This window comes from Candidatus Chloroploca asiatica (assembly GCF_002532075.1).
GTDB classification, from domain to species: Bacteria; Chloroflexota; Chloroflexia; order Chloroflexales; family Chloroflexaceae; genus Chloroploca; species Chloroploca asiatica.
The window spans coordinates 1-24,679 of record NZ_LYXE01000099.1 but is presented as its reverse complement, the minus strand read 5'-3'; the positions used below and the strand labels follow the sequence as shown (position 1 = coordinate 24,679).

Sequence of the window (24,679 nt, the reverse complement as noted above, 5' to 3'; positions counted from 1 at the left end):
GCTACGTCTCGCCAAGATACTGACTCAGGCGTTGCACTTCGCCCCCCTGAGCATCGCGGATGACGACTTCGAGGGGCATCTGACCAGGTAAGGCGTGGGTGGCACACCCGAAACATGGATCATACGAGCGAAACGCCATCTCAATGCGATTCAAGAGACCCTCGGTGACAACCGTGCCTTTCTGGATCAGACTCTGGGCGGCCTTTTTGATCGACATCGCCATGGGGGCATAGTTGTTGGTTGTGCCGACAATCAGGTTGACCCTGGTGAGCATGCCGTTTTCGTCAGTCCAGTAGTGATGGGTCAGCGTGCCGCGCGGTGCTTCCACCGAGCCAACGCCTTCGGTCGGTGTAGCGGTGATCGGCGTGCGTACATTTGGGTCGGTGATCTCAGGGTCAAGCGATAGTTCCAGCATCCGTTCCGCCGCAAAAAGCAACTCGACCAGCCGCGCCCAGTGGGTTGCCAGGCGATGGTGCACAGGCTGGTACCGCCCGTTGACCTTTTTACTGCCCAGTGTGGTATAAAACTCCTCAAACGCTTCGTGCGCACGCGGCGTTGCCATGCCATCGGCGGCATTGAGCCGCGAGAGCGGCATGGCACAATAGACGCCACTTGCTTTGCCATCAACAAAGCCCTGCCAACCGATCTGTTTGAGGTACGGAAACTTCAGATAGGTCCAGGGTTCGGCATGCTCGGCGAGGTGATGGGCATACGTCTTCGGATGGTATTTGACCAACTCAACGCCTTCAGGATCAACGACGCGGATCATGCCATCATAGAAATTGACGCAGTTATTCGCATCAACCGTGCCCATCGAGTAGGTCTGGTTGGTAAAGGCGTCCGAAAAGATCATGTCAGTATACTGCCGATTGCTGAGCACCACATCGGCAAAGAGCTTGAGGCTAAAGAGGGCAAAATCGACATTCTTGCGCGCCGTTGCCTCGATCACCTCACGCTCTTCGGGACTGACCGCCTTGCTCCACCCGCCGGGAAGCCCGGCGACTGGATGGACACCACGCCCGCCAAGCATTTTGATCACATGGTGATTGCGTACCCGCGCATCAATCACCTGTTTGCCAACTTCGACGCCAACTTTGTGGATCACCCCGAGGATATTGCGCTCGGCGGGCGGCGCGTCGGGACCAAGCACAAAATCAGGGCCACCGAGCGCATAGAAATGGGTCGTATGGTCAGTGACAAAAAAGGCCGAATAGAACATCTCACGCAGCTTTTTGGTGACGCGAGGCGGATCGGCGTGGAAGAGCGCATCGAGCGCCTTGGTCGAGGCGATATGGTGCGCCTCGGGGCACACGCCACAGATGCGATCCGTGATGCGCGGCATCTCTTCGGCGGGCCGTCCGACACAAAACTGCTCGAAGCCGCGCAACTCGGGGATAATGAAATAGGCGTTGGCAAGATCGCCTTCGTCGTTGAGAAAGAGATCAATGCGACCATGCCCTTCAAGCCTGGTGACGGGATCAATGCTAATCTTCTTCATCGCGCTTCCTCCGCACTCTGCTGCGCTGGGTCAGTAACCCGCGAACGCTGAAGCAAGGAACGGGCCAGGCTAAAGCGATAGAAGGTGCCCGCCGGATCGACGAGCGTCGCCATCACTTTGTCAATCGCCTCTTCGAGCGCAGCCTCTTCGTCGCCCGGCTTGCCCACGGCCACCACCGAGGCAACCGCCGACAGCATCCGTGCGCCCTGATCCTGCCCTTCTAACGGGCCATAACAACCCTCGCAGCGCATGCCCACCTGCGGGCAGAGAGCACCACACCCGCCGCGCGTCGCCGGCCCCATGCAGAGCAGGCCCTGCTCGAGCAGGCAGATCGTCGGATCAGGAATGATCTCATGCGAACGGTAAAAACGGGTAATCTGCTTGACATCCTTGGTCAGCGGACACTCTTCACAGAGAGCCGTCTGGCTCGCGCCGATCACTGTCCTGCCAGGGGCGGGCAACGGCGCACCACTGATGATCGCTTTGATGACGGCGGCAATCTGATGCGCCTCGGGCGGGCACCCTGGGATCACATATTCTACCGGCACCACCTGGTCAAGCGTGCGCACCGTCTCGTAAAACCGAGGAAGATGGATCTCGCCTTCAGGCACCATCGTCACCGTCTGCGGCAACTGCGTCCGCGAGGCGTCCGTCGTCAAACAGTCGGCATAGGCCGCGTTGAAGATCGCCGAGGAACTGGTCAAATTGGCCAGACCAGGGATGCACCCCTCTGAGGCGCATGAACCAAAGGCCACCAGGATTTTGGACTTCCGGCGGAGCAAGCGGGCGAGTTCCTCATTTTCGCTATTGCGAATGGCCCCGTTGAAGAGGCAGAGATCAATCGCGCCATCGGCATACTGCTCGACATCGTGATACTTGAAATCGGCGACACACGGCCAGAAGAGCACCTCGAAGGCCTCATCAACCGCGAGAATATCATTGCCAATATTGAGCAACGAAATCTCGCACCCGCCGCATGACGCCGCCCAGTACATCGCAAAGGTCGCTTTGCTCATGGTATCTTCCTACCCACCAACCTCAAGCTTGATCAGCGGAATATCGGCCTTCGCACGCAACACCGTCTGTTGCCAGTGCAAGGGACCAAGCGCACGTAACTCTTCGGTCATGCGGTCAACCGCAGCAGCCAGCTGATGGCCTTCCGAGGCCGCAGCCCAGACGAGTTGCACCCGTTGCGGTTCGATGCCAAACTGCGTGAGCATCCGTTTGAGCAACAGAAAGCGCCGTAGCGCCTTGATATTGCCTTCAACATAGTGGCATTCGCCGGGATGACAGCCGGCAATCAATACCCCATCGGCCCCCGAACGCAGCGCTTTCAGCACAAACTCGGGTTCAACGCGGGCCGTACACATCACCCGGATCGGACGCATCGTCGGCGCATAGTGGGTGCGCGCCGTTCCCGCCAGGTCAGCCGCCCGGTACGAGCACCAGTTGCACAGAAAGCCGATGATCACCGGGTTAAACGTTGTTGGTTCTGCCATCGTGATGGTCTCCTTCGTGCGCTTGTCGCGTGCAAAATGGTTGGAGCAGAGGCGCTCAGGCGAGCACCAACACACCGGGTTGCATATCCCAGAGCAACCCATCGATCTGCGAGAGCACCTGCTCACGCGTGAAGTGAGCACCGGTGATGGCCGCACTTGGGCAGGCTGCCACACACGCGCCACACCCCTGGCAAAGGGCCGTGATCACCTCGGAGATCTTGATCTCTTCGTGGAAGACGATCGCATGATAGGGGCAAACATTGTTGCAAATACGGCACCCCGAACAGGCCGCCGCCTCAATGCTTGCGCGCACCGGCTCGAGTTTGATCGTGCGACGCCCAATCAGCCCGGCGACCCGTGCAGCCGCGGCGGAACCCTGGGCGACCGACTCGGGGATGGCCTTGGGCCCCTGGCAGGCTCCGGCGATCAGAATGCCCTCGGTCATGGTGACGACCGGATCGAGTTTGGCGTGGCGCTCGGTGAACCAGCCCTCGAAATCGCAGCCAAGCCCAAAGGTAGAGGCGACATTGCGCGCATCGTGGCGGGCTTCCATCCCCACCATCAAGATCACCATATCAACCGGAATTCGGCGTTGTTTGCCGATCAGCGTATCCTCGGCCTGAATAATCAACGAGCCCTCTTCGCCGGGGCCACGCGCCGCATCGGTTACTTCAGCCACGCGCCCGCGAATAAAGTGCGTACCCTCTTCCAATACCCGATGATAGAACTCTTCGTAGTGCTTGCCGGCAGCGCGGATGTCAATATAGAAGTTATAGACCTCGGCGTCGGGCACCCGTTCATGCACCAGATGGGCAAACTTGAGCGCAGCCATGCAACACGCCCGCGAGCAATACTCGTTATAGTTCTTGTCACGCGAGCCAACGCAGTGAATAATGCCGACCGACTGCGGAGCCGTCACGCCATCACGGAGCACCACCTGCCCACTGGTGGGTCCGGCGGCATTGACCATGCGCTCAAACTCCATGCTCGTAAAGACATTCGCGAGGCGCCCATAGCCATACTGCGGCACGCGGCGAGCATCAAATTGCTCATAGCCGGTGGCAAGAATGATATTGCCGACCTCAAGCTGCTCGAAGGTCTCTTTCTGGGTGAAATCAATCGCATTAGTTGGGCAGACAACCTGACAGGCACGACATTTGCCCCGCTGAAAATAGGTGCAATGCGTGGTGTCAATCACCGGATATTTTGGTACCGCCTGGGGGAAATTGCGATCAATCGCCTTGTGATAGCCCAGACCAACCTCGAAATGCTGATCGAGCACCCGCGAGGGGCACTTCTCGATACAAGTACCGCACCCGGTACAGAGATCCTCGATCACATAACGCGGCTTGTGGCGCACCTGCACACTGAAATTGCCGACAAAGCCATCCACCGCCATCACCTCACTCCAGGTCATGAGGGTAATATTGGGATGGTTGGCCGCATCAACCATTTTAGGGGTAAGGATGCAGGCCGCGCAATCGAGGGTCGGAAAGGTCTTATCGAGTTTCGCCATCTGACCGCCGATCGACGAATCGCGGTCAACCAGATAGACGTGGTAGCCAGAATCGGCCAGTTCAAGTGCCGCCGTCAGCCCGGCAATGCCGCCACCAACCACAAGCGTATTGGGATTAATATCAACAAAGAGCGGCTCGAGCGGCTCTTGCAGCACCGCGCGCTCGATCGCCCCCTTGACCTGCGCTTTCGCCTTGCTCGTCGCCGCCTCGCGGTCATCAGTCGCCCACGAGGTCAACTCACGAATATTTGCCATCTCAAAAAGATAGGGATTGAGCCCGGCCCGCTGGCATGCGCCACGAAAGGTTCGCTCGTGCATATGCGGCGAGCATGCTGCCACGACAATCCGGCTGAGACCCTTCGCCTGAATATCCTGTTCGATCAACTCTTGACCGAGGCTCGAACACATAAACTTATAATCGCGGGCAACAACCACATGCTCCTGCTGCTCGGCCCAGAGCGCCACATCCTCAACCGCGATCGTCCTAGCAATATTGCTGCCACAATGGCAAACATAGACACCAACGCGTTCCTCATCAGGCGAAGCGTGCGGTGGAGGGATCTGATTCTGATCATTGCTCATCGCTCTTCCTCCTCGGGCATATACGGCATAGGCAGGCTCTGATCATTGCGTCGTTTCGCCCGCTTGCCAACCGCGCGCTCCTGCTCTGCTTCCCCCGACGCCCCAATTTTGGCGAGAGCAGGCCGGGAAGCGACAAACTCCTTGCCGATGCCGAGCCGCTCGGGGGCAAGGCCAAAGGCGAGGCCCATCAACTGGGTAAAAAAGAGCACCGGCAGATTGAAATTGGTGCCAAAGCGCCGATTGACTGCCCGCTGAAAGACATCAAGATTGAGTTGACACATTGGGCAGAGGGTCACAATAACATCGGCCTGATAATCAGCGGCATTCTTGAGCAACCGACGCAGCAACTCTAGGGCGACATCCTCGCTAATCTGGGTCATATGGCCGCCACAGCAGTGTGCCTTGAGGGGGAAATCGACCACTTTCGCGCCCAGCACCCGCATCAGCTTATCGAGCGTCGTGGGGTACTCGGGGTCATCAAACTGCCCCTGGAAGCCCGGCCGCACCACGAGGCAGCCATAGTAGGGCGCGACGCGCAGGCCGGTCAGCGCCCGCTGCACACGGGCCGCAATCGCATCATAGCCAGCATCATTGACCATCACATCAAGCAAATGGCGCACGCGCAAACTGCCGGGATCATAGTGCAACCCACCCGCATCAAGGGCCGTATTGACTTTTGCGGCCAGCTCAGGCGAACTGGCGAGATACCGATCAACCTTACTCAAATTGAGGTAACAGGCGCTACAGGGAGCCACAAGCTGGGGTGGTTCGGCCACCTCCACCGGAATGACCGGCAGCGCGGGTTGCGGGGCAAACTGATCGGCAGCGAGGGCCAGATTACGCCCGGTCAGCGCATACGCCTGCATCTGATTCACCGAAAAGAACTCGGTCGCACCACAACAATTCCAATCATCAACTTCGGTAAACTGGAGGCCCAGCACCCCCGCCACCGCCATCGTCGATTCGTGATAGGCACCGGCATTGCGCTCAAGCGAGCAGCCCGGATAATAGCCATACTGCATAGCGGGGAATCCTTCTCCACCCTTGCTTGATCCGGAAGCGCCAGTCAAGAAGGACGAAAGATATAGCGTATAATCAATGCCGCAAAAGCGCGAGGCAACTACACCCGAGCAATGCCCTCAAGCTCATCGGCCCGCGCAAGAATCGCCTGAAGTTGCTCGATCTGACGGATCTTCCGCGGCGTGAGATCAAAGCGTTTGCGGCGAAGCATACCGGCCCCGATCGGGGCAATCTTGACCGTATCAAGGGGGCGATGGCGCAAGAAATAGCGCGTAATCAAGCCCAGTTCAAAACTACGGCCATACCGCTCGACATGCTCCATAAAGGTTTCCGAAAACGCCGGAGCCTGGGCCGCGCTCGACTGCCGCGAGAAGCCCTCTTTGATCGCGAGGCGCTTGAGGGTATACATCACATCGGTGATATGCACCTCTTGCGGGCAACGCTCCATGCAGTAGTAACACGAAACACAATACCAGGGCGTATTGCTACGCAGAACGGTTTCGCGCATCCCAGCGGCAATCATCGCAAAAAGGGTACGGGGCGTGTGTTCCATGTCGTTACCCGACGGGCACGAGCCACCGCAGGTACCGCATTGTAGGCAAGCCTCAAGATGCGGATCGACTGCTGTCGCCCCAACGACCTCGTGGAAAAAGACCGAGCCACGCACAGGCTTCTTTGAAGCACCCATCGATCGCTCCTCCTTGCGAACCGCACCTGGATAACCCAGATCTCAGGCTCGTCATAGCATCATGCTTGGGAGGACGGCTGCGACAATGCAGCGGGATAACGATAGACTCCTCTGGCCAGGAGAAGCGTGGGTAAGGGTTTGAATTGACGATCAGACTGATCAGTAAGGAATAGGTTGCGGGGACTATAACACAGTTTAGGAATGTATTTATGGTTAATGATCGTAACTATAAACAACTATTTGATAACCTTGCAAGAATAACTGCAAGGAGGCTAGAGCGTCACCATCACCCGATCATCAGTACGAACAATGCCCTCGGCGCGCACGCGGGCATAGAAGCGGCTCCAGCCGGGATGCAATTTTTCGGCGATGCGTTTGAACTCACCATTGCGAAACGAGTCACTGATGGTGCTGCATGGCACCGCAAAGCCAGTCAACTCGAGCTCGACCCATTCACCAATGAGCAGATGAGCGCCGATCTTCAAGCGCGCCCAATCGATCCCCGCGAGGGTTACATTTTCGCCCGTGGTACCAGGGCCAATCGGGTGGCCCTCGGCACGTAGTGCATCGATACGTTCGAGGGCATAGAGACTAACCGCACGGTCAATCCCGCCGTGATAGCGGTGATCGCGTTGTTTATCGCCAAGCACCCCATTGAGCGTAATTTCGGCACTAGGCACGGCATATTTAGGGACACCACCACGCGGATTCACATTAATTTGCACCACACGACCATACAACGACGTACTCACAAGCGAGCCTCTTGACTTTTCAGTGCCAGTCTTCAGGGTGATGTACTCGCAGGACTGCGCCCAGGCCCCAACTCTTCCACCGCAGCGCGGAGTTGGGGATCCTCATCCGGTGGATAACGCCACCATTCCACCTCAACGATGCGGTCAGGGATCACGCCCCGATCTTCGATCAGTGTCCCATCTGGTAAACGATAGGCGACCTGGGCCAACAGCAAGCGTGAACCATCATCAAAGTTATAACCATACAGATTTTCCGTATTGCCGGCACTCGGTTCACCGACAATGCGCGCCCGGCCAAGCACCTGCATCCCGGCAGCAAACATCTCGGTAGCGCTCGCCGAGCCAGGGCCAATCAAGATGGCGACGGGCACATCTTCAAGCCCCGGGATCGTCTTGCCCTGCGGAATACGCTGCTCTTCACTCGTGGTGCGGCCAGCGGTGCTGCCAATGCTGCCCCCATCATGAAAAAGCGCCACGGTATTGCGCATCAGATGAACATAGCCGCCGGCATTTTCACGCACATCAATGATCAGACCAGCCAGCGGTTGCTCGGCCAGCAACTCCTCAATGGCCACGCGCACCTTGGTATCAAGTTCATCAACATAGAAACTAGGAATCGTCACCACCCCAACCGACAGATCGGGAAGGAAGCGGCCACGCACCTGATTGAAAGCATCCATCGCGACGGTTTCGCGGAACACGATGACCTCACGTGGAGCCTGGTTGCTCGTGCGGATCGTCAGCGTCACCGGCGTTCCTGGTTCACCGCGCACCGTACCAATCGGCCCATCGGGGCCAAACGCATCGGTATCAGTAAAGGGGATACCATTGACCGCCACGATGAGATCATTCAACTGAATGCCAGCGCGTTCCGCAGGGCTGTCGGGGGCCGTACTGGTGATCAGACCACCCTCATCAAGCGTACGAATCTGCGCACCGATGCCACCATAGCGCAACTCACCGCGAAACTCGGCCTGCTGAGCGGCAACCTCCTGTGGTGACTCAAAGCGCGAATGGTCGTCATCGAGCAGATCGATCAACTCGCGCATCAGCGCATAGAAGGCTTCAGGCTCTTCAGCCGCAACGACGCGTGGCGTAAACGAACGGCGCACCTCATCCCAATCGACCCCACGATAATCTTCATAGACATAGTTATCGCGCACCAGTTCCCAGGTACGCTCAAAGATCTGCAGACGCGACGCCGCCCCCACAGGCGCAAGCGTCGGCGTCGGCGGCAAGGGCTCAAACGTCGGCGAAGGCAACGGAGTCGCCGTTGGCCGCGGCGTTGACGTCGGCTCAGGCAAAGGTTGCAGCGTCGCCGTCGGCGAAGCCGGCACCGGCGAAGGTGGCACCGGCGTCGGGTTCAGCGCCGCCCAAGGTACCTGCGTACACCCGGCAAGCATTCCGGTTATGATCAAGAGTAGCATTATGCTACGCAACAAACGATTCATAGTGATCATCATTTTAGTTAACAGTTGATTACAGCTCTTTTAGTATGATACCATTTTTGCTTGCTCCTATGCTGGCACTTTGAGCCAGAAGCCAGAATCTGGGGGCGCATTGGGCTTCACGAAATGAATCCGCTCGACCAGACCTCACCAGGGCACCCGCAAGGGGTGCCCGTACACCGGGCCCGGGCCCCGGCCCTGTAGGGGCACCCCTTGCGGGTGCCCGCCCCACCGGCTGGAAGCCGGTGCTACATGCCTTTGCGTCAAATCATCAGAAGGGTACTTCACAGGCAGAACAGCGACCTGGCTCAATCTGTTACAATATGCGGCAACAAGCCTTACTATGAGGAGCCAGGAGATGCTACCAGAATACCAGAATGAACCCTTTGGCGATTTTTCAAGCTCAGAGCGACGTGCGATGATGCAGCGTGCGTTGCGCACCGTGGCCGGGCAGTTTGGGACAACCTACCCCTTAATTATTGGTGGTGAACGCATTCTGACCGAAGATAAGATTGCTTCGCTCAATCCTTCTGAGCCAAAAACAGTTGTGGGCTATGCAAGCAAGGCAAGCGCTGAGCATGCCGTCAAGGCAATTGAAGCCGCAACGGCGGCGTTTGCCACGTGGCGCAAGGTGCCCGTCGAGGCACGTGCCAGGGTCTTGCTGCGGGCAAGTGCGTTGATGCGCCGCCACAAAGAGGAACTGGGCGCATGGCTCGTCTATGAGGTCAGCAAAAGCTGGGGCGAGGCCGATGCTGATGTCGCCGAGGCGATTGATTTTATCGAGTACTACGCTCGCCAGGCGCTCAAACTCCAAGGCACCGAGCAACCGCTCTATCCGTGGGCGGGCGAAAATAATACGCTGAAGTATATTCCCCTCGGGGTAGGGGTGGCGATTCCGCCGTGGAATTTCGCCCTGGCAATCACCACCGGTCTGGTGGTGGCCCCGATTGTGGCCGGCAATACGATGGTGCTCAAGCCAGCCAGCGCCACCCCGATCATCGCGGCCAAGCTGGTCGAAATCCTCGAAGAGGCCGGCCTGCCCCCAGGTGTGCTCAACTATGTGCCCGGGTCAGGCGGCGAGATCGGCGATCTGCTCGTTGATCATCCACAGACTCGCTTTGTCAATTTCACTGGTTCGAAAGAGGTGGGCCTGCGCATCCACGAGCGCGCCAGTGTGCGTCAACCCGGCCAGATCTGGATCAAGCGGACGGTACTTGAGATGGGCGGCAAGGATGGCATTATTGTTGATGAGACCGCCAACCTTGAAGCCGCCGCTGATGCGATTGTCGGTTCGGCCTTTAGCTTCCAGGGGCAGAAGTGCAGCGCCTGTTCGCGGGCCATCATTGTTGCCGATGTCTACGATACGATGGTCACCCGCATTGTCGAGCGTACCAAAGCCGTCAAACTCGGCAATCCGACCCAGCCCGACACCTTTATGGGGGCCGTGATTGATCGGGCTGCTTTCGACAAGATCAGCAGCTACATTGCTATCGGGCAAGAAGAGGGCCGCCTGGTCGCTGGGGGCGAAGTCGTTGACCACGAATTGCTCGAAGATGGCGGCTATTTCATCAATCCAACCGTCTTTGCCGATATTGCCCCCGATGCTCGCCTCGCTCAAGAGGAGATCTTTGGGCCGGTGTTGGCGATCATCAAGGCACGTGACTTTGACCACGCGATGGAGATTGCGAATAATACCGAATATGGTCTGACCGGGGCGATCTTCTCGCGTGATATCGCACGCATCGAACGCGCCTACGACGAGTTTCACGTCGGCAATCTGTATATTAACCGCAAGTGTACCGGTGCGCTCGTCGGCGTGCAACCCTTCGGCGGTTTCAATATGTCGGGAACCGACAGCAAAGCCGGTGGGCCTGACTATGTCGCGCTCTTTACCCAGGCCAAGCTGATCAGCGAGAAGTTGTAATCCCATTTCAGATTGCAGATTTTGGATTGCAGATTGCCGCGGATAAAGTTTCTGGCTTCCCTGGGTACGCGGGCGTCCCGCCCGCGTACCCAGGGGGCAACGTTAGAGGGTCTACCAATCTTGCCTGAGAAGCTGTCTGAAAAGGGTGTCAGCATCGCTCGCCACCACGTGGTACACCCTTGGAGTGCCAGCTTTAGCTGGCTAAAGTCGGCACTCCGAAGCAAACCGTTGACTTTTCAGACAGCCTCTGAGCGTGAGGGCATCTTGCGCTCGGACGCACCCCGAGGGCGAGACGCCCTCATTGCCAGGGTTGCCGAGATTAGCCGCTGGATCTTGGCCTGGCGGCTCTGGTTGCTCGTGATCCTCGCCATGATCGGGCTGTTCGCGATCTATCAGCGCCCCTTGGACTATGCGTTTCAGATGGGAATTGATCAAGGGATCGGGACGGATCACCCTTTTCTCGAGGGTTTTCTCGATGCCGAGGGCATCCCTGGTGAACAGACATGGCGCTGGACCCGACCGTCCGCCACGGTGACGGTGCCTGGCGTGGGCCAGCAACCCCTGATGGTCGCATTGACCATCGTTTCGCACCAGCAGAACTGGCTTGAGACGCCTGAACAACCATTGCTCCGCATTGATCTAGGCACAGGGGCGCCTTTGCTGTTAGCCCTGCGCCAGCATGCAAGCACCTACCACATCTACGTTCCGCCTGCGGCCCTCCAGGATGGGACGCTGCATCTTGGCTTGAGCGCTGACCCCTGGCAACATCCCACGGATGTGCGCGGCTATCTCGGTGTTGCTGTTGGCAATGCATTTGCGCTCACGAGTCTTGCGGATCAAGCCCTGGTCTGGCCGGGTCGTTCACTGATGGCGGGGTATGCGTTGACGATCGTGCTGGGCTGGGCAGCGCTCGGGTTGATGGGCTTTGCGCAACGTACCGCAGGCTGGTTGCTGCTGGGGCTTGTGGCAACGCTGCTCGTTCTGGTTGGCCTCGTCCCGCCGCGCATGGGGGCAATGCATCCCTGGATGGCGCAGGCAGCGGGGATCGCCTTGCTCAGCGCGGCAGCGGCGCGGCTCGTGGTACCGCCGCTGCTGCGACGCTTTGCTGTGGCCCCGCGTGCGACGATCATGCGCTGGTTGTTGCTGGTGCTGGTGCTTACGGTTGTCGCCAAATATGCCGGTCGGCTGCATCCTGCTGCGATGCCCGGCGATATTCAGTTTCACGCTAATCGCTTTATCGAAGCGCTCACGGGTAATTTGACGCTGGTGATGCGCCATCGCGGCCTCGTTGCGCCCTACCCCGGCGGATGGTACTTGCTGATTGCTCCTCTCTCCCTGACCGGCCTCCCTCTCGACACCCTGCTCTGGGGCACGGCAGCGCTGGCCGAACTGGCGGCGATCCTGATCTTTTTTGTGCTGCTGACACGCCTGACTGGCACTACCTACGGTGGGCTCATCGGTGCGGTGATCTATGCGCTCAGCCCGATCCCGATGCAGAATATCTGGTGGTCATTTCAAGCCCAAATCGGTGCCCAGATGCTCAGCATTCTCGTGATGGCCCTGCTGGTGCTGACCTGGCCTGCCTATGATCAATGGGGCATGCACGGTCAACCCACCCGTCTCCCCGGGCTAGGATGGCTTCCTGTCTTATTAACCCTTGTTTTTCTTGGGCATATTGGATCGTTTATCAATGTCAGCGCTGTAGTGGTTGCGGCTGCCGCGCTGCTCTGGCTGCAAGCCCGTACAGGGGAAGAACGGGCCGGAGCACGGCACTTGCTCGTGGCGTGGATCATGGCCTTCAGCTTTGTGATGATCTTTTTCTACAGCCGTTATAGCGATCTGATTCTCGGCCATGCCGCGAGTTTCACCGAAGGCGGCATGGCGAATGTGACTGACCGCGAGCCCCTCTCGCGCCAGGCCTGGCTTGGTTCGTTGTGGCAAGACGGCATTCTCACGCTCAATGGCTTCTTCCTGGTGCCACTTGGGCTTGCCGGGGCGCTCATCCTCACGCTCAACCCCCACCGGCGGCGGGGCAGTTTGCTCATCCTGCTCTGGCTCACCTTTGGCCTGGGTCTCTCGCAGGCAATCCTGCCGCTCATCACGCTCTCAACCATCACGACCCGCTGGGTCACCTTTGCGGGCTGGGCGCTGACCGTTGGCGCAACCTTTGCGGTCATCCACTACCGACGACGAGGCTGGGCAGGCAAACTGGTGACTGGTACCGTGCTCGCCTACCTTGCCTGGCGCACACTCGAAGTCTGGATCCTGGCGATGGCCTTCAATCGCCCCCCGCTTGAGCCGTTTTAGGGTCTTGCGCAGATAACAGTTTTGTCATCCTAAGATCCGACGAGTCTTAACATTGCTCTGCTATTATCTTCCCTGATCACACCCCTCCGTCTTCATTCCTTGACACGGCTTGCAGCTGAGTCAGGCCATCCTGCGCCCCGAGGCGCTATGTTGCATGCTCTCGTCATACTGGCGAGGGTTGGTTTCTCTGTGCGTTGCAGAGCGCGACGACTAAACCAGGATGTTACCTTTGACATAGGGGTGGATTGATTCGCGTTTGAGGTTTGTAGAGCAAGCTGAGGGAGAGGAAGGCATGATGGCTCTGGCCAGACATCGGCGGCGCACTGCAGGCATACGCCTGGTAAGTAGCCTGGGGTTACTGCTCGCCCTGTTGGTTTCAATCATTGGTTTCGCACCGGCATCGGTTTTTGCGACGACCACATTCACGCAATGGACGTTCAATTCGGTACCGTCTGACGGCAATACCGCAACAGGAACGCTTGACCCGGCCACAGGTGCCGGTACCGCGGCCCTCGTCGGCGGCACAACCGCTGCTTTTGCCAGTGGCACGGCAGGGAATGGCAGTTCCGATCCGGCTGCAACTGACAATTCCGGTTGGAATGTGACTACCTTTGCCGCTCAAGGTGCCGGCAACGAGACGCGTGGGGTGCAGTTCAATGTGAGTACGGTTGGTCGTCAGAACATTGTCGTGAGTTGGGATCAGCGCCATAGCAATACCGCCTCGCGGTTTGTGCGCTTTCAGTACAGCACCGATGGCATCAATTTTACCAATGTTGAGTCTCTTTTCGAGGCAACGAGCGGTGATCGATGGTTCAACGGGCGAACGGTGAATCTTGCCGGGTTGCCCGGGGTCAATAATAATCCCAATTTTGCCTTTCGCATGGTGGCGGCATTTGCGCCTGGAAGCAGTGACTATGTGGCTTCCAATGCCACCTCGAACTATGGCACAACGGGAACCTGGCGCTTTGATATGGTGACGGTGATCGGTGAGCCACTGGCGAGCGGGCCAGAAGCCCCTGTGATCACGACGGAACCGCAGAGTCAGAGCATCGCTGATGGCACGACGGCCACTCTGACGGTCGCCGCGACAGGCACCGCCCCGCTGAGCTATCAGTGGTACCAGGGCACTGCCCCTGACACAACCAACCCTGTCGGCGAGAATAGCGCGACCTTTACGACCCCGGCCCTCAATGCAACCACCAGCTACTGGGTGCGCGTCAGCAATGAGGTGGGCAGTGTTGATAGCCAGACAGCAACGCTGACGGTCACCGTGCCGACACCGATCTGCGAACAAGCATTTGTGCCGATCTATGCCATTCAAGGCAATGGCAATAGTGCGGCCGTGACCGGCAATGTCACCACCCAGGGCATTGTGGTTGGCAATTTCCAGGGGCCAACTCCAGCCCTCCGCGGTTTCTATCTGCAAGATTCGGTTGGCGACGGCGACCCGACGACCTCTGATGGCATCTTTGTTTTCAATGGCGATGCTGTCTCGGTACAACTCGGCCAACTGGTACGCATCACCGGCACAGCCGGCGAATTCCAGGATCAAACGCAGATCAGTTCGGTCTCTAGCATCATTGACTGTGGGGTCAGTGCGACCATCACACCAACTGATGTGATGATGCCCTTCCCCGATGCCGTCAATGGGGTGCCTTATCTTGAGCGCTACGAGGGCATGCTGGTACGCTTCCCGCAGCAACTCTTTGCCACCGAATTCTTCCAGCTTGGTCGCTTCGGCCAGATCGTGATGTCGTCGGGAGATCGCTTGCGTCAACCAACCAATGTCGTTGAACCAGGCGCTGCCGCCATTGCGTTGCAGGCCGCCAATAATCTTAACCGCATCATTGTTGACGATAACCTCAACAATCAGAACCCCGATCCGATCCTGTTCGGACGTGGCGGCCAACCACTGAGCGCCAGCAATACGCTGCGCGGTGGCGATAGCGCGACCGGCATGGTTGGCGTGATGACCTATGGGTGGGCCGGCAATGCGGCAAGCCCGAACAACTATCGCCTGCGCCCCGTAGGTGCGCTCGGTGGGGGCGTCCCTGATTTTCAACCGACCAATCCGCGCCCAACGGCCCGCCCCGAGGTCGGCGGTTCGCTCAAGGTGTCAGCCTTCAATGTGCTCAATTACTTTTTGACGATTGACACGACGACCAGTTCAACCGTTGGCGACTGCGGTCCGCTGCAGAATGCTGATTGTCGTGGGGCCGATTCGCTGTTGGAGTTCGAGCGCCAGCGCACCAAACTGGTGCAGGCCCTGCTCAAGCTCGATGCCGATATCCTTGGCCTGATCGAGATCGAGAATACGCCCGGTGTCTCGCCCGAAGGTGATCTTGCGAGCGCCCTCAACACCGCCCTGGGAGCCAATATTTATCGTTATGTCGATACGGGTATCATCGGCACCGATGCCATTCGGGTTGGTTTCCTCTACAAGCAGACCAGCGTGCAACCCGTGGGCGACTTTGCGGTGCTTGATGCCGCCTCCTTCGTCAATCCGTTCAATGCCGCAACCGACCGCAATCGGCCCGCACTTGCCCAGACCTTCCGCGAAATCGCGACGGGCGGCGAATTGACGGTCGTGGTCAATCACCTCAAGAGCAAGGGTTCGGCCTGTGGTCCCGGCGATGATGATCTGACCGACGGCCAGGGCAACTGCAATGGTACCCGTACCGCCGCTGCGCTCGCGCTGATGGAGTGGATCGCGACGGATCCTACCGGCAGCGGTGATACCGACTGGCTCATCATCGGCGATCTGAATGCTTATGCAAAAGAAGATCCGATTGCGGTCATCGAGGAGTTTGGCTTTGTCAATCTGATCGAGCGCTTTGGCGGGGCCGACGCCTACTCATACGTCTTCGACGGGCAATGGGGCTATCTTGACTACGCCCTGGCCTCACCGAGCCTGGTCGAGCAGGTCGTAGGCACTGACGAGTACCATATCAACGCCGACGAACCGAGCGTGCTCGATTACAACGTCGAGTTCAAGATTGCCAATCAGATCGAGAGCCTCTTTGCTCCCGACGAGTTTCGCACCTCTGACCACGACCCGGTGCTGATCGGCTTGAACCTGACCCGGCCCAATAGCCCGCCGGCGTTGTCGGCACTCGCTACGTACGATACTGGCCTTGGCGACCGTGGGGCCGAGATCATCAGTGTCAGTGGTGATCGGGCCGTGCTCTCGAATGCGGGCGATGGCAGCATTGATCTGCTCGATCTCAGTGCGCTGCCTGACCTCAGCCTGATCCAGCGGGTGCAGTTCGCTGAACTTGCCAACCTGACCTCGGTTGCCATCCACCCGACCAAAGATCTCTTTGTGGCCGTCACCGGCAACAGCAACCCCCGTTCGGGCCGTGTCTTCGTCTTCCGTCTCTCGGACGGCATGCCGCTGGTACAGTTCATCGTTGGCCTTGATGCCGCCTCGCCCGACGGACGCCAGCCTGACTCGGTGGAAATTTCGCCTGACGGACGCTTTGCCGTCATTGCGATCGAAGCCGAGCAAGTCAGCGCAACTGATGATGGTGGCGCAGGTGCGCTCGTTGTGATGGATCTGAGCGCCTTTGACCCGGCCAACCCCGATCCGTCGGTACTGACCGTCAGCACGGTTGAGTTCCCTGACATCGCGGGGGTACCCGGAGTGAGCATCGGTCGTACGCACGGTGACGCCAGCGGCGCCGCGATTACCAATGCGCCTGGCACCATCGAACCAGAAGGAATCGCGTTTGCGCCCGATAGCCAGACCGTCTTCGTGGCCTTGCAAGAAAATAACGCCATCGCACGGTTGAGCCTGGTTGATCCGTTGCCCACGATCCTATCAACCGACAACATCTTCGGGCTAGGCCAGGTTGCATTGTTGACCGACCGCACCAACGACGGGATCTACAACCCGAACGAGCTGCTGGTCGCCTTCCGCGAGCCGGATGGCATTCGTGCGGTAGAAATTGACGGCACGCTTTATCTGATCACCGCCGACGAAGGCGATACACGCCCCAACCCACGTGGTGGGCGCACGATCAGCATCTTCAATGCAAATACCGGGGCCTTCGTCGCCGACCTGGGCAACCAGTTGGCGAACCTAGCAAACCAATATGGCGTCTACCCGGATAATCGCAGCCCGAATGGTGGCGTCGAGCCCGAAATGCTTGACGTGATCAGGGTAAACGGGCGCGTGCTGGTCGCTGTTGGCCTTGAGCGGGCCAACGCCATGGCCTTTGTTGACATCACAATGCCGACGGCCCCGCAGGCCTTCGGACTGGTACGAACAGGCCTGGCCCCTGAGGGCATCAAGCTCATTGAACGCGCTGGGCAACTCTTTGCGCTCAGTGCCAACGAGGTTTCAGGCACCGTGACCGTGGCGACGGTTCCGGTGAACGCCCCGAACATTACGCTGGGCTACACCGAAGCCACGCCGCGCAGCTTTGGGCTTGGGGCCATTGACCGCGATGGCAGCGACATCCTGACGCTCGATCTGCACGTAACCCCTGCCGGCATCGGCACCCTTAGCAGCAGCGCAGGTCTGAGCGACCTGGGAGGCGGGTTCTACCGGGCAACCGGCAACACCGCCACGCTGAACGCGATCAGTCGCAACCTCGTGTTCACCTCAGCCCTTGGAGCAAGAGGCACGGCTACGGTCAACGCCAGCCTGAGCGACGGCATCAACCCGGCGGCAACAGGGACAATCAGCTTCGAGGATCGCACCCCTGACGTCACCCCACCCACGACCACAGCCAGCACCAGTGGCGAGCGCAACCCGCTCTGCCCGAGCGACTGCTTTGCTGGCAGCGCAACCGTGACCCTCAATGCCGAGGATGATCGCTCGGGGGTAAACACGATCTGGTACCGTGTCGGAGAGGCTGACTTCGCACCCTACACCAACCCGTTTGCGATCACCACCGAGGGCGCGAATGTCGTCGAGTTTTTTGCCACCGACAAGGCTGGCAATCGCGAAGCCGTGCAAAGCATCGTCGTCAAAGTCAGCAACTTCCCTGCCAGGGCCGTCCTCGACAACTTCGACCGAGCCGACGGGAGACTGGGCAGCAACTGGCGTGGCGCGACCCAACGCGATCAGTACCGTCTCAGTGACGGCGTCGTCAGCGTTGGCAAAGGCGGGCTCGCCACATGGCGCACACCGCCCTTCGGTTCTAACCAGGAGGCGTTCATGCGCCTGAGTACGCTCAACCCAACAAGCGCACACCACACCCTGGCCTTGAAAGTACGAGGGCAGAGCCATGCAATCCTGGTCAGTTACGACGCGCCGGGCCAGCAGATAAGCGTCGAGGCGCTTGTGCCAGGGCGCGGTTGGCGCAGCGTAGCAAGTTACCCGGTGACACTCCAACCAGGTGCGCTGCTTGGTGCAAGGGCTTTTGCTGACGGCACAATAGCCGTGTATGCCGACTGCCTGCTGCTTGGCACAGCCGATACACGGACGGTCGCTGGCAATACCTATGTCAGCCAGGGTGGGCAGATTGGCGTCTGGTTTATGAACGCCGCCGGGGCAGCCTTCGATCACTTTGGCGGGGGCAACCTGCCCTAAAAGAGTAGCTTCCGGGAAGCTCTAAGCTTCCCGGAAGCTAAATGCGTTTCATCGCATACGCAATACCCTGCTGCAAACTGCTGCGGGCAACCAGTTCACGCAGATCAGCCCCGATATGGACAAGGGTCTGCGCGACCTCAGGGCCAATACCGGTCAAAACAACCTCGGCCCCGAGCATGCGGGCCGCCTGGGCCGCACGGATCATCGCTGCGGCAACCTGGGTATCAACCACGCGCACCCCGGTAATATCGAGGATCGCAAAGGTTGCCCGGTGCGCTGCAATCCCCTCGAGCAACGTCTCCATAATCATCTGCGCCCGCGTCTGATCAATGCTGCCAATAATTGGCATCACCACAACTTTATCGGCAATCGGCATCAGCGGAGTAGAGAGTTCGCGCAGGGCCGCCTGTTGGGCCTGGATCACTTCTTCTTGCAAGGCCCGTCGCTCTTGCTCAGCCCGCAACTGATCAGTCAGATCACGGTTGATCGAGGCAAAACCAATTGGCTCATCGGTCTCATCACGCAGGATCATGCCCGAAACTTGTGCCATAAACACCTCGCCATTGGCGCGGCGATACCGCAGTTCGCCCATCACGGTGCCACAGGTACGCGCTGTCTCGGCGAGGAGTTCGAGTTGAGCCAGATCTTCTGGAAGAATCAACTCTTTCAATGAACGCCCAAGCGTCGTCTGCTGATAGCCAAACATCGCTTCAAAGGCGGGATTGGCATAGGTCAGATCGAGATCGAGATCAATCAGCGCAATGCCATCAGGCGCATTTTCAACCAGCATTTTGAAGATACGTAGCTGCGCTTCTTGGGCTTTCTGTTGGCGCATGTCATGGGCAAAACCAACCACCGCATAAGGCTTGCCATCACTATCATGCAGCACGCTGGCCGTCAGCAAAGCAGGGATCGGTGAGCCATCTTTGTGACAATAGCGCAATTCGCCCTGCCATGCGCCCTCGGCAACACACTTGACAAAAAGATGCTGGATATAGTCCGGTTCTTCGGCAAAAACCTTGGTCAGCGGCAGGCCCATAAGCTCTTCGAGATCATAGCCAAGAAGACTCGCAAATGCCGGATTGCCATAATCAACCAGTTCAGTCTCGACTGATGCAACAGCCACTGCCACTGGCGTCGAGAGAATCATGTCACGAAAGCGGGTGGTCTTTTTGCTTAACTCCGTTATCTGCGCACGGAGTTGCCGATTCTCTGCTTCGAGCGAGGCAAGCCGTTCTTCTAACGTCGGCATAAGGCAACTTTCTTGATGCAACACGTAACCTTCATCATGCGTAAGTATACTCCCTTCTGGCAAGATCACGGAGACAGACGACCGCGCCGATGTGCAAGCCGACGTAGCGCATCAGGCTGAACGCGATCATCGCGCGTGTGCAGCTATCGAGCAACGACCATAAGCAGTCCAGATCACACGCTTTTATTGGTAGATCTACTCAGGAGAGATTTCTCGGGAAATACCTGGGTTTTCTGGTGTAATATCCACTTTTTCGTATACATCTTTGAGTGCAAGGGTGCATTCAATTGAATGGATGGTAATAGCCGATCCTATGTCAATCGCCTCTTGAAGCAGCCACTGTCCATTTTCTTGTCGTGAATAATGCTCAACGTGATAATGGTCTTGTGCAATAAGGAGATAATCTTGCAATGTTTCGATGGTGCGATAGTTTTGAGCTTTCATTCCTCGATCATAGCGTTCCGTTGAGGGGGATAGTATTTCAATAAGGACTAATGGATTGATAAGTGTATCAAGTGCATCATCAGTGAATTCGGGTTCTCCACAAATAACAACAAGATCAGGATAGGTGTTGAGCCCGGTACGTGCTACTTTAACACGCATATCACTCGGAAATACTTGGCATGGCTTCCGACGAAGTTGACCATGGAGTGTCGCAAGTGTATTTCCTGCAATAAGATTATGGATTCGCGACGCGCCCGTCATTGCGTAAATTTGACCATCAAAATATTCATGCTTACTTGTGCTCGCACGCTCAAATTCAATATATTCTTGTTCAGTGATGTACCGTTTTGGTTGTGCGGTCATCGCATACCACCTTCTTAGATAACGGTAAGCAGAAACCAGTATAGTATTCATGATAGCAGTTTTGTTCTGCTTTCGCAAGCGTTGTCTATGTTGAGCGAAAGGCATATGCGTACTGCCAGATAAAGCGCATGTTCTCGGCTGACGCAAATCAAACATCACGTCAAAAACCCTGGAACAGCGCAACGTAGAAAACTTCATTGCTCCTGCGTCAGGCATTGCTGCCCGAGCATCCCGAACTGGCAACCCAGTTCAGGATGCCCCTGAGCGTGCGCTCGGCAGAAACGGGGCCAGTGCCGCGCAAGCGGACGAGGCTCGGCGCGAATGCGGGATCATTGCCTTCATCCCCGGGCTGGTCGGCGTCGCCCCGTGGGCGTGTTGGCCTGGTAGACGTAGGTGCGGTCGCGGAACGTCTGCGCCTCGGGTCGGAACAGCGAACTGGTATCGAGTCCAAGCAGCAGACGCTTGCCCCCTGGAGGTGTCGGCATGGCGTCCACAAACGTCTGCCGGAGCGCCGCCTGGTCCATGCGGCCATCCTCCAAGGCCTCGTACAGCCTCGGCCAGCGACGCCGAAAGGCCGGACTGAGGGCGAGTTCGACCAAACGCTGGGCCAGCGGATCGGTCAAGAGCGCATCAGCGAGGTCGAACAAGGCGTCAGCGGCACGGGTAAACGCGGCGTACACGTTGGTGCAGAAGGTGCGAAGAACGGTGGGAACTTCCTGCGTATGTGGGGCTGGGGGGTAGACACGGGTGCCAACGCTTTTGAAATGTGTACCACGAGTAGCTTACCCTATTTACCTACCGCTGATAAAGGAGGAAACACCACCTTGTTCAAGGTCGTGACAACGTGTACAATGAACGTGGGCCTACGCAGGGAGTTCAAATGCAACCTTCGCTTACTGGTGCGCAGACAATCGTGACGCCCGATCAGCATGTGCTGTCACTCAATGTGCAGCCGCATTTTTTTACGCTTGCCGACAACTTTACCCGCCGCTATTCGTTCGATGGCGAAGGACGGCTGATCGGCGCGTTTCGTGAGGGGATCAATTATCGGCGTGGTCTGCGGGGCGATGTGTTGCGCAAGCAGTCCCTGGCTCCCGGCCAGAAGCTCCGCCATATGCTGAACCAGGATGAACGGCAGAACTTTCTGCACGAGATGGTCACGCATATGAGCCAACTCGCTGGTCAGCTTGAAGCTAGCCAGCAGCCTGAACTCAACGCGTGGCTTGAACGCATTCTCGCCTGGGATGTGCCCCGGCTTGAGGCTGAACGCGAGCGCTTCGATGCGATCTACAAGCCGATCTCTATCCTTCCCCCTGATCACTATCAGGCTGTGGTGGTACAGGCAACCGAAGGATGTAGCTGGAACCGCTGTACCTTCTGTACGTTGTACCACGACCGGCCTTTTCGGATCAAAGGCCCCACCGAGTTATGTCAACATATTCACGAAGTCAAGGGCTTGCTCGGGCATGGCATGGGGCTGCGCAATGCCATTTTTCTCGGTGATGCGAATGCGTTAATCATTCCCCAGCCCCGCCTGCGTGAACTGCTTGAGGTGGTCCAGCGTGAGTTTGCGTTAGGGACGGGGAATAGGTTGCGTGGGATCTATGCGTTTCTCGATATTTTCGGGGCTGAACGCAAGTCGGTCGCCGCTTATCGTGAACTGCGCGAGGCGCAGGTGCGCCGGATCTACCTGGGCCTCGAAACGGGCGATCCCGAGGTCTTTGGGTTGCTCAACAAGCCCGGTTCGCCCGCTGCCTGCGTTGAAGTGGTGCAGGCGATCAAGGCGGCGGGGATCAGTGTCGGGGTCATTTTGCTCGCGGGGGCCGGGGGCGAGCGCCTGGCGGCGCAGCACGTCGCCAATTCGCTGCGCATCGTTGGCGCGATGGGCCTCGGCGAAGGCGATCTGGTCTATCTGTCGCCCCTCATGGTGCCTGATGAGAGCCCTTATCTCGCCCAGTTGCGCGATGCAAACAGCCAACCGCTCGACGAGCAGGCCATTGACGTCCAGCTAGACCTCCTCAAGGCGGGGCTCAAAGCACACGTTGACCCGGCGACAAAAGTCGTTCTGTATCATCTATCAGAATTTATCTATTAATAGATCTAGAAACAAGTTGTTCTTGTATGCAAAACTGGCGTTTTGAGAACCGCTTTGTCAACGAACTTCCTGGTGATCCTGAAGAGAGCCGACATCCACGTCAGGTATTGAACGCATGCTGGTCGCCGGTATTGCCCACACCTGTGGCCGAACCACGGTTACTGGCGTATGCCGCCGAGGTGGCCGAGCTCCTCGATCTCAACCACGAAGCGATCACGTCACCGGCCTTTGCCCAGGTCTTTGGGGGCAATGCGCTGGTCAGGGGGATGCAGCCGTATGCGGCTTGTTACGGTGGGCATCAGTTCGGCCACTGGGCCGGGCAATTGGGTGACGGGCGGGCAATTACGCTCGGCGAGGTGATCAATCGTGCTGGCGAGCGCTGGGAATTACAGCTCAAAGGAGCCGGGCTAACGCCCTATTCACGCACCGCCGACGGGCGGGCCGTATTGCGCTCGTCGATCCGCGAGTTCCTCTGCAGCGAGGCGATGCACCACCTCGGGGTGCCGACAACCCGGGCGCTTAGCCTGGTGGCGACCGGCGAAGAGGTCATCCGCGATATGTTCTACGATGGGCATGCCCGCCCTGAACCGGGGGCGATTGTCTGTCGCGTGGCGCCTTCATTCATTCGTTTTGGTAATTTTGAGATCCTGGCGGCCCGTGGCGACCGCGAGCTGCTGGCGCAACTTGTTGATTTCACGATCAATCGCGATTTTCCCGAACTCGAAGGTGATCCCGCGACGCTGCGGAGCCAGTGGTTTGAAGCGATCTGTGTGCGCACGGCGCACATGATCACCCACTGGATGCGGGTCGGCTTTGTGCATGGCGTGATGAATACCGATAATATGTCGATCCTGGGGCTAACAATCGATTACGGGCCTTATGGCTGGGTCGACAACTTTGATCCCGACTGGACGCCGAATACCACCGATGAGAGCGGGCGACGCTACCGCTTTGCCCATCAACCCCAGATTGCGCACTGGAACCTGGCTTGTCTCGCTGGGGCGCTTGCGAGTCTCTTTCCAGACCAGCAGATCCTGCAGGCCAGCCTCGATCGGTATGTTGCGGTCTTTTTGGAAGAACAGCGCACCATGACGGCGGCAAAATTTGGCTTCAAGAGCTTTGACGAGCACGATCAGGCTCTCGTCAGCGAGGCGTATCGGCTGATGCAGATCGCTGAAGTAGATATGACCTGGTTCTTCCGTGGCCTAGCCGACATCAACCCCACCGCACCATCGCTTGAGTCACTGCGTGAAGCCTTCTATCGTGATGACCTGTTCAGCCGCCATGAACAGACCTTTGCCACCTGGATCCAGCACTACGCGGCCCGTGTGCGCCGCGATCATAGCGACCCCGCTGAACGTCGCGCCCAGATGAACGCGGTCAACCCACGCACCGTTTTACGGAATTATCTGGCCCAACAGGCGATTGATCTCGCTGAAGAGGGCGACCCGAGCCGCATTCACGCCCTGCTTGACGCCCTACGCAGACCATACGATGATCAGCCAGTCAGCGCTCCTTTCATCCAGAAACGCCCCGACTGGGCCCGCGAACGCGCCGGCTGCTCAATGCTTTCGTGCAGTTCATAGGATACCTCTGTGTCTACTGAGGCACCCGCAAGGGCACCCGCAAGGGCACCCGCAAGGGCACCCGCAAGGGCACCCGCAAGGGCACCCGCAAGGGCACCCGCAAGGGCACCCGCAAGGGCACCCGCAAGGGCACCCGCAAGGGCACCCGCAAGGGCACCCGCAAGGG

16 protein-coding genes are annotated in these 24,679 nt (G+C 58.3%); 5 read left to right on the top strand and 11 right to left on the bottom strand.

The window, feature by feature from the left end:
* Nucleotide 1: 1 nt before the first annotated feature.
* The 8 genes from A9Q02_RS12895 to A9Q02_RS12860 form a co-directional block, all read right to left on the bottom strand.
* The gene (locus tag A9Q02_RS12895) at nucleotides 2–1,498 is read right to left on the bottom strand and encodes a Ni/Fe hydrogenase subunit alpha (protein ID WP_097653498.1); all 1,497 of its coding nucleotides are present in this window, start codon (nucleotides 1,496–1,498) and stop codon (nucleotides 2–4) included.
* A complete protein-coding gene (locus A9Q02_RS12890) occupies nucleotides 1,495–2,514 on the bottom strand; it encodes an NADH-quinone oxidoreductase subunit B family protein (protein ID WP_097653497.1) in 1,020 nt (339 codons plus the stop codon). The genes A9Q02_RS12895 and A9Q02_RS12890 overlap by 4 nt, the downstream gene beginning before the upstream one ends.
* 9 nt (nucleotides 2,515–2,523) lie before the next feature.
* The gene (locus tag A9Q02_RS12885) at nucleotides 2,524–2,997 is read right to left on the bottom strand and encodes a hydrogenase iron-sulfur subunit (RefSeq protein ID WP_097653496.1); all 474 of its coding nucleotides are present in this window, start codon (nucleotides 2,995–2,997) and stop codon (nucleotides 2,524–2,526) included.
* A gap of 55 nt (nucleotides 2,998–3,052) precedes the next feature.
* Nucleotides 3,053–5,095 carry a CoB--CoM heterodisulfide reductase iron-sulfur subunit A family protein gene (locus A9Q02_RS12880; protein WP_097653495.1) on the bottom strand — a complete coding sequence of 681 codons (2,043 nt, stop codon included), beginning with the start codon at nucleotides 5,093–5,095 and terminating at the stop codon, nucleotides 3,053–3,055.
* Nucleotides 5,092–6,117: a CoB--CoM heterodisulfide reductase iron-sulfur subunit B family protein gene (locus A9Q02_RS12875; protein ID WP_097653494.1), complete on the bottom strand. Its 1,026-nt coding sequence runs from the start codon at nucleotides 6,115–6,117 to the stop codon at nucleotides 5,092–5,094. The genes A9Q02_RS12880 and A9Q02_RS12875 overlap by 4 nt, the downstream gene beginning before the upstream one ends.
* Nucleotides 6,118–6,215: 98 nt before the next feature.
* The gene (locus tag A9Q02_RS12870) at nucleotides 6,216–6,803 is read right to left on the bottom strand and encodes a 4Fe-4S dicluster domain-containing protein (protein ID WP_097653493.1); all 588 of its coding nucleotides are present in this window, start codon (nucleotides 6,801–6,803) and stop codon (nucleotides 6,216–6,218) included.
* Nucleotides 6,804–7,075: 272 nt separating this feature from the next.
* A complete protein-coding gene (locus A9Q02_RS12865) occupies nucleotides 7,076–7,555 on the bottom strand; it encodes an MOSC domain-containing protein (RefSeq protein ID WP_097653492.1) in 480 nt (159 codons plus the stop codon).
* A 32-nt stretch (nucleotides 7,556–7,587) separates the two neighbouring features.
* Complete coding sequence (locus A9Q02_RS12860; protein ID WP_097653517.1) at nucleotides 7,588–9,006, bottom strand: S41 family peptidase; 1,419 nt, start codon at nucleotides 9,004–9,006, stop codon at nucleotides 7,588–7,590.
* A gap of 355 nt (nucleotides 9,007–9,361) precedes the next feature.
* Here A9Q02_RS12860 and pruA point away from each other — a divergent pair, with 355 nt between their 5' ends.
* From pruA to A9Q02_RS24880, 3 genes are all read left to right on the top strand, one after another.
* Nucleotides 9,362–10,927, top strand: a complete 1,566-nt coding sequence (gene pruA / locus A9Q02_RS12855) for an L-glutamate gamma-semialdehyde dehydrogenase (protein ID WP_097653491.1) — start codon at nucleotides 9,362–9,364, stop codon at nucleotides 10,925–10,927.
* A gap of 228 nt (nucleotides 10,928–11,155) precedes the next feature.
* Entirely contained in the window at nucleotides 11,156–13,234 is a 2,079-nt protein-coding gene (locus tag A9Q02_RS12850; protein ID WP_097653490.1) for a hypothetical protein, read from the top strand.
* Nucleotides 13,235–13,526: 292 nt separating this feature from the next.
* The gene (locus A9Q02_RS24880; RefSeq protein WP_245860532.1) at nucleotides 13,527–18,773 is read left to right on the top strand and encodes an ExeM/NucH family extracellular endonuclease; all 5,247 of its coding nucleotides are present in this window, start codon (nucleotides 13,527–13,529) and stop codon (nucleotides 18,771–18,773) included.
* A 37-nt stretch (nucleotides 18,774–18,810) separates the two neighbouring features.
* On the opposite strand, the gene A9Q02_RS12840 is transcribed toward A9Q02_RS24880, so the two are convergent.
* The 3 genes from A9Q02_RS12840 to A9Q02_RS12830 all read right to left on the bottom strand — a co-directional run bounded on the left by A9Q02_RS12840 (nucleotide 18,811) and on the right by A9Q02_RS12830 (nucleotide 21,512).
* Nucleotides 18,811–20,025: a PAS domain S-box protein gene (locus tag A9Q02_RS12840; protein WP_097653489.1), complete on the bottom strand. Its 1,215-nt coding sequence runs from the start codon at nucleotides 20,023–20,025 to the stop codon at nucleotides 18,811–18,813.
* Between the two features lie 195 nt (nucleotides 20,026–20,220).
* On the bottom strand, nucleotides 20,221–20,832 hold the full coding sequence (locus tag A9Q02_RS12835) for a Uma2 family endonuclease (RefSeq protein WP_097653488.1): 612 nt from the start codon (nucleotides 20,830–20,832) through the stop codon (nucleotides 20,221–20,223).
* A 338-nt stretch (nucleotides 20,833–21,170) separates the two neighbouring features.
* Nucleotides 21,171–21,512: a hypothetical protein gene (locus A9Q02_RS12830; RefSeq protein ID WP_097653487.1), complete on the bottom strand. Its 342-nt coding sequence runs from the start codon at nucleotides 21,510–21,512 to the stop codon at nucleotides 21,171–21,173.
* 200 nt (nucleotides 21,513–21,712) lie between these two features.
* On the opposite strand from A9Q02_RS12830, the gene A9Q02_RS12825 reads away from it, so the two are divergent.
* The gene (locus tag A9Q02_RS12825; protein WP_097653486.1) at nucleotides 21,713–22,927 is read left to right on the top strand and encodes a radical SAM protein; all 1,215 of its coding nucleotides are present in this window, start codon (nucleotides 21,713–21,715) and stop codon (nucleotides 22,925–22,927) included.
* A gap of 26 nt (nucleotides 22,928–22,953) precedes the next feature.
* On the top strand, nucleotides 22,954–24,513 hold the full coding sequence (locus A9Q02_RS12820) for a protein adenylyltransferase SelO (protein ID WP_097653485.1): 1,560 nt from the start codon (nucleotides 22,954–22,956) through the stop codon (nucleotides 24,511–24,513).
* Nucleotides 24,514–24,679: the final 166 nt, after the last annotated feature.